General features: G+C 68.2%; 13 protein-coding genes. 8 read left to right on the top strand and 5 right to left on the bottom strand.

Translation table 11 applies throughout. The features are described 5' to 3' along the window. Positions 1 to 317 precede the first annotated feature (317 nt). The 3 genes from ACIBQX_RS08280 (at position 318) to ACIBQX_RS08290 (ending at position 3,683) form a co-directional block, all read left to right on the top strand. Positions 318 to 2,138, top strand: coding sequence for an adenylyl cyclase (locus ACIBQX_RS08280; RefSeq protein WP_397002002.1), 1,821 nt, complete (start codon positions 318 to 320; stop codon positions 2,136 to 2,138). 99 nt (positions 2,139 to 2,237) lie between these two features. Continuing rightward, complete coding sequence (locus ACIBQX_RS08285) at positions 2,238 to 2,831, top strand: hypothetical protein (RefSeq protein ID WP_397002004.1); 594 nt, start codon at positions 2,238 to 2,240, stop codon at positions 2,829 to 2,831. Between the two features lie 450 nt (positions 2,832 to 3,281). Beyond that, entirely contained in the window at positions 3,282 to 3,683 is a 402-nt protein-coding gene (locus ACIBQX_RS08290) for a nuclear transport factor 2 family protein (RefSeq protein ID WP_397002006.1), read from the top strand. A gap of 887 nt (positions 3,684 to 4,570) precedes the next feature. Here the strand turns inward: ACIBQX_RS08290 and ACIBQX_RS08295 are convergent. Continuing rightward, the gene (locus ACIBQX_RS08295; RefSeq protein ID WP_397002008.1) at positions 4,571 to 5,395 is read right to left on the bottom strand and encodes an NAD(P)H-binding protein; all 825 of its coding nucleotides are present in this window, start codon (positions 5,393 to 5,395) and stop codon (positions 4,571 to 4,573) included. Between the two features lie 114 nt (positions 5,396 to 5,509). On the opposite strand from ACIBQX_RS08295, the gene ACIBQX_RS08300 reads away from it, so the two are divergent. Further along, positions 5,510 to 6,439 carry an AraC family transcriptional regulator gene (locus ACIBQX_RS08300; protein WP_397002010.1) on the top strand — a complete coding sequence of 310 codons (930 nt, stop codon included), beginning with the start codon at positions 5,510 to 5,512 and terminating at the stop codon, positions 6,437 to 6,439. A 321-nt stretch (positions 6,440 to 6,760) separates the two neighbouring features. Here ACIBQX_RS08300 and ACIBQX_RS08305 read toward each other — a convergent pair whose 3' ends face one another. The 3 genes from ACIBQX_RS08305 to ACIBQX_RS08315 all read right to left on the bottom strand — a co-directional run bounded on the left by ACIBQX_RS08305 (position 6,761) and on the right by ACIBQX_RS08315 (position 8,937). Then, the gene (locus ACIBQX_RS08305; RefSeq protein WP_397002011.1) at positions 6,761 to 7,384 is read right to left on the bottom strand and encodes a DUF6461 domain-containing protein; all 624 of its coding nucleotides are present in this window, start codon (positions 7,382 to 7,384) and stop codon (positions 6,761 to 6,763) included. 264 nt (positions 7,385 to 7,648) lie between these two features. Further along, a complete protein-coding gene (locus tag ACIBQX_RS08310) occupies positions 7,649 to 8,407 on the bottom strand; it encodes a hypothetical protein (protein WP_397002012.1) in 759 nt (252 codons plus the stop codon). Positions 8,408 to 8,463: 56 nt separating this feature from the next. After that, the gene (locus ACIBQX_RS08315; protein ID WP_397002013.1) at positions 8,464 to 8,937 is read right to left on the bottom strand and encodes an Lrp/AsnC family transcriptional regulator; all 474 of its coding nucleotides are present in this window, start codon (positions 8,935 to 8,937) and stop codon (positions 8,464 to 8,466) included. A 115-nt stretch (positions 8,938 to 9,052) separates the two neighbouring features. Between ACIBQX_RS08315 and ACIBQX_RS08320 the strand changes: the two genes are divergently transcribed. The 4 genes from ACIBQX_RS08320 (at position 9,053) to ACIBQX_RS08335 (ending at position 13,361) form a co-directional block, all read left to right on the top strand. Next, positions 9,053 to 10,102, top strand: a complete 1,050-nt coding sequence (locus ACIBQX_RS08320) for a Glu/Leu/Phe/Val dehydrogenase dimerization domain-containing protein (RefSeq protein WP_397002015.1) — start codon at positions 9,053 to 9,055, stop codon at positions 10,100 to 10,102. A gap of 20 nt (positions 10,103 to 10,122) precedes the next feature. After that, positions 10,123 to 10,536 carry a DUF2000 domain-containing protein gene (locus ACIBQX_RS08325; RefSeq protein WP_397002017.1) on the top strand — a complete coding sequence of 138 codons (414 nt, stop codon included), beginning with the start codon at positions 10,123 to 10,125 and terminating at the stop codon, positions 10,534 to 10,536. A 101-nt stretch (positions 10,537 to 10,637) separates the two neighbouring features. After that, a complete protein-coding gene (gene polX / locus ACIBQX_RS08330) occupies positions 10,638 to 12,320 on the top strand; it encodes a DNA polymerase/3'-5' exonuclease PolX (protein ID WP_397002019.1) in 1,683 nt (560 codons plus the stop codon). 273 nt (positions 12,321 to 12,593) lie between these two features. Continuing rightward, entirely contained in the window at positions 12,594 to 13,361 is a 768-nt protein-coding gene (locus ACIBQX_RS08335; protein WP_397002021.1) for a hypothetical protein, read from the top strand. Between the two features lie 63 nt (positions 13,362 to 13,424). Here the strand turns inward: ACIBQX_RS08335 and ACIBQX_RS08340 are convergent, their stop codons facing one another. Beyond that, entirely contained in the window at positions 13,425 to 14,027 is a 603-nt protein-coding gene (locus ACIBQX_RS08340; RefSeq protein WP_397002023.1) for a class I SAM-dependent methyltransferase, read from the bottom strand. Positions 14,028 to 14,055 lie beyond the last annotated feature (28 nt).

A 14,055-nucleotide genomic window follows, 5' to 3' on the forward strand; every position in this document is an offset into this window, starting at 1 on the left:
ATCGCCTCCGGTCGACCCATGGTTCCCAGGTCGACGCGGTGGTGGCGCTTTCCGAAAGAGAGCTCGCTTTCCTGGTGGAGCCGTACACGGCCCGTGAGATGCGGTTCTCCTCGTGGAGGCGGTTCGCCGCCTCCACGAACCTCGTTCGCGGCCCTTGTGATCGGATCCGCCACACGATAGAAACAGGCCACACGAGAGAGCGCTCTCTCGCGGTCCGGCGGCGTCCGGACCAGGCGCTGCGCACGCAGTGGAAAGGACGAACCGCAATGGCGACCCACCCCCCTGGCAACACGAGGCGACGCTTACGGATCCGCCGGGTGTCCACGATCGGTCTCGTACTGGCGACCGCCCTCATGACGACGGGCACGCCCGCCACCGCCGCCACACCGCCCCACCGCGCCCCCGACCTCGGGCCGCACGTCACCGTATTCGAGCCAGGCATGCCCGTCGCCGAGATCCAGGCGACCCTCGACGCCGCGCACGCCGCCCAGGTCGACAACGAGATGGGCGCCACCCGCCACGCCTACCTCTTCAAGCCCGGCACGTACGGCACCGCCGAGCAGCCGCTCCAGATCAAGGTCGGCTACTACACCGAGATCTCCGGCCTCGGCGCCTCACCCACCGACGTCGTCATCAACGGCAAGGTCGAGGTCTACAACCGCTGCCTGGCGGACGGCGGCACCGCCAACTGCCTCGCGCTGGTCAACTTCTGGCGCACCCTGTCCAACCTGTCGATCAACGTCAACGCGGCCGGCCAGGACGGCTGCAGGTCGACGGCGAACATCTGGGCCGTCTCCCAGGCGGTGTCCATGCGCCGGCTCAACGTCACCGGCGGCACCCTGTCGCTCATGGACTACTGCACCGCCGGCCCGCAGTACGCCAGCGGCGGTTTCATCGCCGACTCCAAACTGCCGTCCGTCACCAACGGATCGCAGCAGCAGTGGCTGATCCGCGACAGCGAGGTCGCCGGCTGGTCGAACGCCGTGTGGAACCAGGTCTTCGCCGGCGTCGTCGGCGCGCCGGACGACACCGCGTTCCCGACTCCGCCCTACACCACCCTCGACACCACCCCCGTCAGCCGGGAGAAGCCCTACCTGTACGCCGACGCGCGGGGCGGATACCACGTGCACGTGCCCGCCGCCCGGAAGGGCACCCGTGGCGTCTCGTGGGCCGGCGGCATGACGCCGGGCCGTACGCTGCCGATCCGCGACTTCTTCGTCGCCAAGCCGTCCGACTCGGTGCACGTCATCAACCAGCAGCTCGCGCGGGGCAAGAACCTGCTGCTCACGCCCGGCGTGTACGACATCGCGCGGAGCATCGAGGTCAAGCGCGCGAACACGGTCGTCCTCGGCCTCGGGCACGCCACGCTCACCGCCGTACGCGGCTCGACCCCGCTCGTCGTCGCCGACGTGCCGGGCGTCGTCGTCGCCGGCGTGACCATCGACGCGGGTCTCCACACGTCACGGGTGCTGTTGAGGGTCGGTACGAAGCACGGCCATCACCGGAGCTCGCCGAACAACCCGACGACCCTGTCCGACGTCTACTTCCGGGTCGGCGGACCGCACGTCGGCAAGACCGGCACCGCGCTCGAGGTCAACAGCGACCACGTGCTCATCGACCACGCCTGGGTGTGGCGCGCCGACCACGGCGTCGAGGGCTTCACCGACACCCAGCGCTGGAACACCAACACCGGCCGCAACGGCGTCGTCGTCAACGGCGACCACGTGACCGCGACCGGCCTGTTCGTCGAGCACTTCCAGCAGTACAACACCATCTGGAACGGCGAGCACGGCACCACGATCCTCTACCAGAACGAACTGCCGTACGACCCGCCTGCCCAGGCCGACTGGATGAACGGCGACGTCGAGGGCTGGGCCGGCTACAAGGTCGGCGACCGGGTCAGGACGCACAACCTGTACGGCGCCGGTGTCTACGTCTTCAACCAGAACAACCCGGAGATCCACACCGAGAACGGCTTCGAGGCGCCGTCGAGGCCGGGCGTCAAACTGCACCACATCATGACCGTCAACCTCAACGCCGGAACGATCGACCACGTCGTCAACGGCGTGGGCGAGGCGGCCGACACGACCAAGGTGGGCGTACCGGTCTACCTCACCGACTACCCACCGGCCCCGTAGGACCGTCTTCGAGGGCAGGCCGTCGATTCCCCCGTCCGGGGGAGCCACTTCACCTTCACGGGGGATCTACGGTATTCGCAGGTCAGGCACCCTGAGCACATGACGATCAAGCTGATGCACAGGGTGCCGATCACCAGCGACACCGAACGGCCTGCCCCTCGCTGGGCGCTGCGACTGGCCTACGCGCTGCCGCTGCTGTTGCTGCCGTCATGCCTGTGGCGGCTGCCGTTCGCGTTCAACTTCCAGATGGGGCAGATCCACGACATCTCGATGCCCGGCCTGGCGATCTCCATCCCGTACGTCTTCGGGCTCAGCATCCTGACCGAGGTCGCCGCGCTGGCATCGATCGGCCTGGTCAGCCGGTGGGGTGAGATCATCCCGACCTGGGTCCCGATCGTCGGTGGCAGGCGCGTCCCGCCGATGCTGGTGGTCATCCCCGCCACGATCGGCGGGCTGGTCCTGACCATGGTGACGGTGATGATGGGACTCACCTGGTTCGGAGCCATCGAAGGCGTCCCGTACGAGAACATCTGGTGGGAGGCGCTGGCCAGAACCGCCATCACCCCGATCGCCCTGTGGGGCCCGATCCTGCTCGCACTGACCGCCGCCTACCACGCGCGCCGCCGCCACCTCGAAGACGAAGCCGGGCACCGCCTGCGTCAGGTCACGTCTTTCCGGAGTCCCACGAGCTAGCACCGAAGGTGCGCAGCAGGACCACCAGCGCGTCCAGCCGTGCAGCTCGGAAGTGTGCAGCGCCGCACTGTCCTGGCCGACCCGTCCCCACCCCGCCGACCGCGCGTCACCGCCCGCAAAGTCACATCACCACTGTCTCGCTGGAACAAGGCAGATCCCTACAGGCCCCGCACCAGCACCAAGATCAGAATTGCCAGTACAGGGCCCTCGACAACCAGCGCCGGACCTTAACTACCCGGCCTTGCGGGACAGGTAGACTACGCCCGCGGTTCCGGCACGCCGGCCTCGCGAGGCTTACCCGCATCACCCGCCTCCCGTGAGCGGCCAACCGCCGCCGAGGGAGGGCGCTTGGGGCTCAGGCCCACATCCGAGCGCGTGAGCCTGGCTTCAGACTGACGACGCGCAGGCATGTGCGAGCCCATACCAGACCTGACGGCGAAGGGAAGAGGCATGACGATCGACCAGAACAAGGCTTCCGTCAAGAAGCTGGTCGAAGGCCTAGGAACGAACGGCAGCCCCGACGCCTTTGACCTTCTTCACGAGAACGCGGTGTGGACCGTCATGACTGACGCTGCCACTTTCCCGGTCTCCGGCGACATGTCGAAGTCCGCGTTCATCGAACACATGAAGAGATTTCACGACTCGCTTCCCAGTGGTATACACATGTCGGTGACCAGTGTAATCGCAGATGAAGCCAATGCGTCAGTGGAGGCGACGTCGAACGCATTTCTCGTTAATGGGAAGAGCCTCAATCAAGTATATCACTTCGCATTCGAACTAGCGGACGGCAAGATTGTCGCAGCACGCGAATACATCGATACGGCCCGCGCCCTCTCCGCGTTTTCCGGGTGAGTAATCTGTTGGCGACTCGACTCAGGCGTTTTTGAGAGGATCGCCTCGCCCGGGGGAAGCTCTCGATGTCGTACACATGCCCGTGCACTGGGCTGAGCGTTTAGGACGACGTGCGGCATGGCACTCAGTCGGGCGCCTGCGAGGCGCTTGGCCCGTCTTCCTGTCGCCGGCTCTCGCGCAGGACACGCCGAACGGCGATTCGTCGGTCTCGTCCATGCGCCCCTGCCTTGGCTGCTGGCCCGATGCCCGCGATCAGCGGACTCTACTGGTGCAGGACCGCTGGCCCCACACGTCGGGGCGGTGCGCCGCGGCCCCGACGAGAACCGGCCCGGCACTGCTCATATAGCCGCACCGCTGCATTGAGATCCCGCCGGTAAGTCACTCTTGAGACCCGTAACGATGAGGGACCAGAGTGAGTCAATCGTGTCGCTCTCTTCACACCCGAGAATCCGAACGTAGTCGACGGAGAACTCAATCGCTCCCTGAATGTACTTGTCCCGCGAAAAGTGAGCGCCACAACTTTCGACCGGCACAAGCTTTCCCGAATCATCGAGCGTGAAAGTCCGCACCTTCGTGGCCACAGACTTGCTACACCTTTCGTTCGGCGTCCACTAAGTAGAGGACTTTATCGGTTTTTCCACGCGGCGACGCGGAAGACCGGGTGCTGCGCGGCGATCCGCTCGTCCGACCTCTTCCGGGCGTACGGACTCGGTGCGGCCGTACCGCAGCACCGCCCGCCCCTCGGCCGGGCGGACGTTGTGCACCCAAAGAAGGCATCCGTCCTGGAACTGTGGGACATCACCTCGGGAACCCGGCGTGCCGCGATCGTCGAGCAAGCGACTGGTTTCGCCCAACCCGGGAGGGAATCACCTCATAGCGCTGAGTGGTCACGTAAGGGCGCGAAAGGCGGGTGCGTGCTCGGCCACCCACGACCGGAACGTACGCGCCGCGCTCGCGGTCACCTCCTCCACCGTGGCGGTGACCGGTGCCGGGCCGAGAGTCATCTCCGCCTGAGCTTGCAGGATGCCGTCCACGACCTCGGCCGGCCAGCCTCGGGCCAGCATCTGCTGCCGGGCGTGCTGGACGGAGGTCTCCGCCCAGAGCACCGGGCGGCCGACCACCTCGCCGATGACGCGTACCTGCTCGGCCTGGGTCAGTGAGTGCGGGCCGGTCAGTTCGTGGACGGCGCCGGCGTGTCCGTCCCGAGTCAGCGCCCGCACCGCGACCGCCGCGATGTCCCGCTCGTCCACCAGGGACATCGCGGCCTGGCCGTACGGCCCGCGGACCACGCCCTCGGCGCGAATCTGCTCGGCCCAGCGCAGCGTGTTGGCCGCAAAGGCGTGCGGGCGCAGGATCGTCCATTCCAGCCCGGATCGTTCGATCAGCTGCTCGGCCTGCCGTTCGTGGTCACGTACTGCCGCCGATGACAGGTAGACCACCTGGCGGGCGTGCTCGGCCAGCATTGGCAGCACCGCCTCCAACCCCTCGGCCGAGGCGAACGGCCACACCAGGAAAACCGCCTCGATTCCCTGGACAGCGGCGCCCAGGGAATCGGCCACCGACAGATCACCCCGCACCTGCTCAACGGCAGGCGGGAGATCGGCCGGCCCGCGGGTCAGCGCGCGCACCTCGACCCCGGCCTCCAGCAGTTGCGCTGTCACCTGACGGCCGACAGTGCCGGTCGCCCCAGTGACCAAAATCTGTCCTGACATCCAACTCCTCCTATCGCGATCAACTGATAGTCGAACGTAGGCGAATCAGCCGAGATGCCCAATACTTCGGAAGCCGGAATTCATACGCCATCGTCTGAGTGCTAGCTTCTTCCTGTGGATGTGCTCAGCGACGTGATCGCCGTCATGCGCTCCGGACGGCCTCGCTCCGCGCGTGTCGCCTGGCGCGCGCCGTGGGGGCAGCGCTTTCCCTCAGCTCCCGGATCGGCGGGCTTTCAGGTGATCCTGCAGGGCTCGTGCTGGCTCATCCCACCTTCTGGTGATCCGGTCGCGCTCAGCGCCGGCGATGTGGTGTTCTTCCCCCACGGTCACGCGTACGGTCTCGCCGACAGTCCATCGACGCCACTGGCCGAGCCGGTCTGCGACCCGCTGGAGGACGCCGAGCTGTTCGCCTCCGACGTCGTGGGGCAGGAGGGGCCCGTCACGGTGACCCTGTGCGGCGGTTATCAACTCTCCCCCGGTCACACTCACCCGCTGCTGCGCGACCTGCCTGAGGTGATCCACCTGCCCGCCCGGCTCGGGCACCACCCCGAGCTACGCGCGGCCATCGACCTCCTGGGCAACGAGATCGGCAACCCCCGTCTCGGCGCGGACACCATCGTGCCGGCGCTGCTCGACATGCTGCTGCTGTACATCCTGCGCACCTGGTTCGAGAATCCACCTACTCCGGACACCGGCTGGGCTCCAGCACTGGCCGACCCGGCCGTCAGCGCCGCCCTGCACGCCATGCACCGTGACCTCGCACGCCCCTGGACCGTCCAGACCCTCGCCGCGCAGGCAGGCCTGTCCCGGGCCACCTTCGCCCACCGCTTCACCACCCTTGCCGGTCGGCCGCCCCTGACGTACCTGACCTGGTGGCGTCTGACCGTCGCGGCCGAGCTCCTGCGCGAATCCGACGCCCCGTTGCACGAGGTGGCCACCCACATCGGCTACACCTCGGAGTTCGCCTTCGCCAACGCCTTCAAACGCCAGTACGGCACCGCACCCGGCAAATACCGCAGGCAACGCACATCCGCCCAGCCGTAGGAGACGGCCGGGCTGAGGCCGGATCACCCTCCGGCAAGCCGACCAGGTGGCCACCTACCTGGTCCTGGGAGTCGCGGCCATGGCGTCCTGCCAACCCGGCGGCGTGGGGGCGACGAGGAGGAGGCCCCGAGCTCAGGCGGCAACACCGCCTCGACCTGGAACGCCTGCCCCCAGCCGCTACCCCCACCTGACCGCCTTCGCCCCACCCTCACCGACCCCCAGACCTCGACGCCTACTACACCTTCGCTCGTGGAGCCTGTAGGAGCGTGCAGCGAAGTGATCCACCGTCAGCGGCCAACCCACGGGGTACGGTGGATCTGCTCACCTCGATCTGGGTACGCCTCCGCCCAGGTAGGTGGACTCCTCCAGCAGTTGCGGCGTCATCGTGATCCCGGTGAGGCGCTCGGCCATGAGGAACGCGGGCCCTTCGTGGGGGTCGGCGATCGGGTAGACGGGGGAGCTGATCCGCTCCATGGTCTCTGCGAGTTCGTCCGGCATCTCTTCTGAGTAGCTTTCGTGGTGCGGGAACTCAAGCCGGATCTTTCCGTCTTTGATCCAGTGGGAATAGCCTTCCTGGTGCAGGAACTCGAACCGGATCTTTCCGTCGTCGATCCAGTGGAAGTAGTCCATGCCGTCGACGTCGAGGTAGAAGTGGGAGACGAGACGCGTGCCCGCCGACAGCGGCACAATGATCTCTTCGGTGACGCCAAGCCCGCCGTAGGCCTCGACGAGGAGCACCCAGTCTCCAACGGCGACGGCACCGAAGGTTTGCCCCCGGATCAGCTCAGCCAGCGTCATGCGAGAGCAGTCTTCAACCCGGACGCCGAGCCGGGTCACCAGTTCCTCGGGCGTCAGGCCGCGGACGTAGGTGAAACAGTAGGCATCCGCCAGCTCGGGGAAGCGCTCACGGGAGAACCAGGCATAGTCATCAGGCTTCGCGTTCATCCCGTCATGCTCGCAGCACCCACCGACACGATAAGAGCCATTTCATCCTGAGTAGCGGCCTTCTTCCACGAGCGCGGTCGCACGATGCGTTTGCCTCTGCAATACGGCCGAGGTGCCCACGCCGGCGGTGCTGAGCGCGTACAGCACCCCCCTATGCGCCCGAAGGAAACGCCGTAACTGCCACGGCCCGCACTTCGGCACCATCGTGCCGATGCCGTACGGATCGAAGGGCCGGGGCAACTCGGCATTGGCGACCCGCGCCGCTCAGCGGGTCAGTTTGGCGGAGGTCTTGGCTGCGGGCGGGGGCTTGATCGAGACCTTGGCGCCCCAGCCCCTGTAGCGGGTCTCGACCTTGTACGTCCGGTCCTCCCCGCCGAGGGCGGCCAGTCCCGCCGCCTGCCACGACGTGCTCAGGCGGCTCGGCAGGCCCTTGCGGTCGAGCGTGAGGTCGTACCTGATGTCGGTGTCCGGCGCGGCGAAGATCGGCTTGGCGGCCCGGAGCGAGCGGGATACCTTGGCGAGTTCCTTGATGGTGAGGGTTCCGCTGTAGCCCGATTTGCCGCGCTTGCCGTTCTTCACCAGGGCGGCGAGGGTCGAGGGCTCGGCCGCGTCCACGACCTGGGTCACCAGCCCGGTGATGCCGCCGCCGGCGAGGGCGCTCGATCCCTTGTACCAGGTCTTGCCCTTGGGCAGGCCCGACCGGTAGAGGCCGCCCGACGTCCACGAGGTGCGGCCGATCGTGATCGTCCGCTCGGGCTTGTTGCCCTTCCCCGAGGCGAACGTGCCCGTGACGTCGGAGGCCACGACCTTGCCCTTGCCGAACTGCAGGGTGCCGGAGCGCCGCACGATCAGGCTGGACGTGCCGTCGCCCACCTGTTTGACCGTCTCGCTGAACCGGACACCGTGACCGGCCACCAGGTGCGCCTTCACCGCTTTGACCGGGTCCTTGGGGGCGGCCTGCGCCGGAGCCGACGCGATGAGCACGGCCGAGCCGGCCACGATGATCGGGAGGAGGAGTCTCATGGCGCGTGATCTTGCCAGGGGCGGATCACGGTGGCGTTTCGATCCGTCCCTGCCGACTATGGGTGGTCGGATACGTCAGGGAGTCTGGTGGGGGCGGCGTCGTGCACCTGCTGGAAGATCACCGAGGTGCGGAAGCCTGCGATCTCCCGGCGCTTGCTGAGCCGGTCGAGCAGGAAGGCGTGCAGGTGGTCGAGATCCTGGACCGCGACGTGGAGCAGGAAGTCGTCGCCACCGCCCAGCACGAAGACGCTGAGCACCTCGGGCATGGCGCTCGCGGAGTCCTTGAAGGTGTCGATGACGGTACGGCTGAGCGGGCGTACCTGCACCGAGACCATGGCCTGGACGCCGCGGTTGAGCGCGGCCGGGTTGATCTCGGCGTGGTAACCGCGGATGACGCCACGACGGGTGAGCGCCCTGACGCGTTCCAGGCAGGTGGAGGGCGCGACGCCGAGCGTGCGGGCCAGCTCGCGGTTGGACTGCCGCGCATCTGTCTGGAGAAGGCGGATGATTTCCGAATCAAGTTCGTCCATGTACGGGATTCTGTCATTGATTCCGATCATTCGTACGGCTGAACCTCCCCTCCGCAGCCGGATGCCCGATGCTTGTGACGAGGCACCGCTCGTATGAACACGGAGGTTCGATGACATGTCCACCCTCGACCATGAACAGGTCCTGATCCGCACGGGACCGCGCTCGGGCCTGCCGGTCATCGTCGCCGTGCATTCGACCACGCTCGGCCAGGCGGTGGGCGGATGCCGGCTCTGGCGCTACGCCGACTGGCGGGACGGCCTCGCCGACGCGTTGCGTCTGTCGGCCGGCATGACCGCCAAATGCGCCGTGGCCGGGCTCGCGAACGGAGGCGGCAAGACCGTCGTCGCCATACCCGAGGGCGCCGAGCTGGACGCGGCCATGCGCCGCGCGGTGCTGGACGACGTGGCCGACGCCATCACGTCACTGGACGGGATGTACGCGACCGGTCCAGACGTCGGTACGACTCCGCAGGACATGGCGGTCATCGGCGAGCGCACCCCACATGTCTTCTGCAGGCCGGCCCAGCATGGCGGCAGTGGCGACTCCTCGCCGGCCACCGCGCTCGGCACGCTGGCGGCACTGCGCGCGACGAGCCGGCGTCTCCACGGCACGCGCGCGCTCGCCGGTGTGCGCCTGTCGCTGGTGGGGCTGGGCAGCGTCGGCATGCGGCTGGCGCATCTGCTCGCCGATGATGGAGCCGACCTTCTGGTCAGCGACGTCGACCCTGCGAAACGGGCGAAGAACAAGGAACTCCGCGCCACCTGGGTCTCGCCCGAGCAAGCGCTCACCGCGGACGTCGACATCCTCGTCCCGGCCGCGCTCGGCGGCCTTCTCACCGAAGATGTCGTGCCGCGGCTGCGCTGCTCCGCCATCGCTGGGCCGGCCAACAACCAACTGGCCACCGCGGCCGTCGCCGACCTCCTGCACCGGCGCGGCATCATCTGGGTGCCCGACTACGTCGTCAGCGCGGGCGGAGTCATCAACGCGCTCACCGTGGAACTGCACCATGAAACCCCCGACAAGGCACGCGAACGCGTCGAGGCCATCGAGCACACCGTCACCGACCTTCTCGACACGGCGGACCAGCGACAGGTGACCCCAGCCCAGGCCGCGACAGAACAGGCCCGGCTCCGCCTCGACACCCCGCGCCTCGCATCCACATGACCGAGAACGGAAGATCCACCATGTCTCTGCCCACGAAGCTGGTCCTCGTCGTCCGCGACGACCTCGATCCCGCGCTGGCGGTGAACGCGGCGGCGGTGGTCGGGCTCAGCCTGGGCGCGCGCCTGGGCCAACCGCTCGGCGCCGACGGCGCCGACGCGTCCGGCCGGTCCCACGCGGGCCTGAACACCCATCCGGTGCCCGTGCTCACCGCCCCTGCCGACGAACTGCGGGAATTGCACGACCGCGCCCAGGCCCGAGAGGACCTGATCACTGTTGGCTTCAACGAGGTGGCCCGCCGCGCCCGTGACTACGACGACTATCTCGCCACGTTGAAGGCCACGTCCGCGGCGGACGTCGACTTCGTGGCCGTCGCCGTGTTCGGGCCGCGCAACCGCGTGACCGCCCTCACCAAGCGCCTTCCCCTGCACGCCTGATCGGATGCCACCGGTCACGGTCATGGAGGGCGGCCCGACGACGCTGTGCACGACGACCCAGGCCGCCGGATTCTGTCGGGGCGCCCTCCTAAGCTGGGGTCATGGCACGGGCAAATGACGAGGCGGCCGCCGCCCTCCAGGAGTACGCCGAGCTGTTCGCGTTGACGGGCGGTGACGCGTTCCGGGTGCGCAGCTATCAGAAGGCCGCCAAGGCGATCGCCGGGTTCCCCGAGGACATCGCGGCGGTCGACGTGCGTGGCGTTCCGGGTGTGGGCGAGGCGATCGCGAAGAAGATGGAGGAGTTTCTGCAGCGCGGGAGCTTCCGGCAGCTCGACGACCTGCGCGGGCGGGTGCCCGACGGGGTGCGGCGGCTGACGCGGGTGCCGACGCTGGGGCCGAAGACGGCGATCATGCTGTTCGAGGACTTCGGCATCGACTCCCCCGCGGCGCTCGGCGAGGCGATCGCGGCCGGGCGGCTCGACGGGGTCAAGGGGCTCGGGCCCAAGACGCTGGCCAATCTGACCAAGGGCATCGAGCAGCTTGAGCAGTCGGGGCTGCGGGTGCACATCGGGGTCGCGACGGGCGTGGCGGAGCAGGTGATGGCTTCGCTGCAGGCCGAGCGCATCGCCCATGCCGGATCGCTGCGCCGGATGAAGGACACGATCGGCGACATCGACATCCTCGCCGTGGGGCCCGATTCGATCATGGAGGCTTTCCGCGCGCAGCCGTACGTCGCGGAGGTGATCGCGGCGGGCGACAAGAAGACTTCTGTACGGACCACATCCGGCATGCAGGTGGACCTGCGCCTGGTGCCGGCGGAGTCGTGGGGCGCGGCGATGCAGTACTTCACCGGTTCCAAGGAGCACAACGTCGCCATTCGGGAGATGGCGGTCAAGAAGGGCTGGAAGCTGTCGGAGTACGGCCTGTTCGAGGGCGAGCGGGTGATCGCCTCGGAGTCCGAGGAGGAGATCTACGCCGCGCTCGGCATGCAGTTCGTGCCCCCGCCGATGCGGGAGGACGGCAGCGAGGTGCGGGCGGCGCTGCGCGGCGAGCTCCCTGTGCTGGTGCAGCTGCCGGACCTGCGCGGCGACCTGCACACGCACACCGACCTCACCGACGGGATCGCCTCGCTGGAGGACATGGTGGCGGCCGGTCACGCCCGCGGCTACTCCTACTACGCGGTCACCGATCACGCCCCTGACCTGGCCATGCAGCGGATGACGCTCGACAGGGCCCTGGAGCAGCGCCAGCAGGTCGCCAAGCTGCAGCAGCACTACCCGGACATGCGCCTGCTGCACGGCACCGAGCTCAACATCGCCCCCGACGGGTCCGTCGACTGGCCCGGGGAGGTCCTGCGCGACTTCGACGTCTGTGTCGCGTCGGTCCACTCTCATTTCGGGATGACCCGCGATGAGATGACCCGCCGCTTCATCACCGCCTGCGAAAACCCGTACGTGGACATCATCGGCCACCCCACCACCCGCAAGATCGGCAAGCGGCCGTCGGTGGACGCCGACTGGGACGCCATCTTCCGCGCGGCCGCTCGCACGGGGACGGCGATGGAGATCGACTCCTATCCTGACCGCTCCGACCTGCCCGCCGACCTGGTGCGGCTGGCGAAGCACCATGGGGTGAAGTTCTCCATCGACAGTGACTCGCATGCGATTCCGCATCTGAATCATCAGCGGTTCGGGATCGGGATCGCGCAGCGGGCCTGGTTGACGACCGACGATGTGATCAACACCTGGCCGTTGGAGCGGTTGCTCGCGTTCTTGGGGCGATGAAGGCTGACTGGGCGTTGACGGCGATCAGGGGTTTCTGCGGCGCGGGTGCTGTGCCGGCCGGAGCTCGCCCCTGGTCTCGGACCTCTTGACCGAGGCCCTGCCGTCAGCCGGACCGGCTTCTGGGCACCGGCGGTGTGGTGAGCCCATGCGTACGACCTGCAGCGGTCCGGTCATCTACGACCCCGGTATGACCTCCCACGGGCTGATGTGGCGACGCGGGTGGGTGCGCGAGAATCTCACGGCAAGGACGCACACACCTCGGAGGGCTGGGGCATGCAGGCGACGCGGACGAGATCGAGGTTCCGCAAGATCTGGACGCGGAGCCTCGCCGGCCTGGCCGCCTTGCTCGTCGCGGGTGCGGCAGGAGTCGCCTTGGCCTACCCGTCCGTGGCGGCGACCACCTGCCCAGGTTGTTACGGGTTGACGGAGTCGCAACCCGGCGTCCATGCCGAGCAGGGCCTGTCCGGCGAGCAGCGGGCGCGGGTGAGCCAGGTGGTCGAGGCCGCGCGACAACGGGTCAACGACTTCTACGGCGGCCGGCTCAGCTCCCCCAAGCTGCTCGTATGCCTGACCGAAGAGTGCTACCAGCGCATCGGCGGCGGGAAGGAGCGTGGGATCGCGGTGCTCAACCGATCGGTGATGCTCTCACCGCGCGGCCTCGACCCGGTGATCGCCTCGCACGAGCTGACGCACGTCGAATTACACGAGCGCATCGGCGGAGGGGCAGACGTGCCGCAGTGGTTCGACGAGGGCTTGGCGGTGGTGGTCTCCGACGACTCCCGTTACCTCGCCCCCGCATCGGCCCCTGACCGCTGCCTGATCGAGCCGACTGGACCTCTGCCCGTCACGCTGGGCGAATGGCTCCACGCCGCCGGCCAGGACCCAGGCAGCTACGCCAAGTCCGCGTGCCAGGTGAGCCGCTGGCTCCGGCGAAACGGCGAACGAGCGGGCCTCCAGACCTTGATCAAGGGTCTCAACAACGGCGACCCGTTCACGACGCTGGTGAAGGTCGCGCCCCAGGCTCAGCCGACGAGCCGGTAGGCAATCTGCGGAGGTCTACGTTTCCGGACATCGGCGCGCAGGAGGGCGATGGAGGCGACGCGGTCACCGCAGGCGTTGTGCTCGTAGGACGGTGTCGTTGGTGTGCCGCGTGCCCGCGGGTGCGGGACCGATTCGTGGGCGGGTTTCGTTGACCAGGACGGTCCAGTTGTCGTCAAGGAGCTTGGCGATGTCGGCGGGCTGGTAATAGTCGCTCGGGTTGACGCCGTGCTCGTGGCCCGGTGGCAGGTCGGCCAGGTCGTGACTGGCGACGAGGAGGGTGCCGCCCGGGGCGACGGCGGCCAGCAGGCCCCGTAGCGCGGTGTGAGCCGGCTGGTGGGGAAGGGGGAAGTACTGGATGGATACCAGGTCGAACGCGTCGGCCGGTGGCGGCAGGGCGGTGAGGTCGGCGCGTGTCCAGGTCACCCGGTCGGCGAGGTCCGCGCCCGTGGTGGCGGCACGTTGCAGAGCGATCCGGGAGATGTCGACCGCGGTGACCCGCCAGCCGCGCCGGGCCAGCCACAGCGCGTCGCCGCCCTCACCGCATCCCACGTCGAGCGCGTGCCCCGGCGGCAGGTCGGCGACTTCGGTGACGAGCACCCCGTTGGGGGCCCCGCTGAAGAGCTGGTCGCTGCTGCCATACTTCTCGTCCCACAACTGCGCGTCCATCGCTCTTGTCCTCCGGCCATCGTGTTGG

The sequence above is a fragment of the Nonomuraea sp. NPDC049714 genome, assembly GCF_044465295.1.
Taxonomy (GTDB): Bacteria; Actinomycetota; Actinomycetes; order Streptosporangiales; family Streptosporangiaceae; genus Nonomuraea.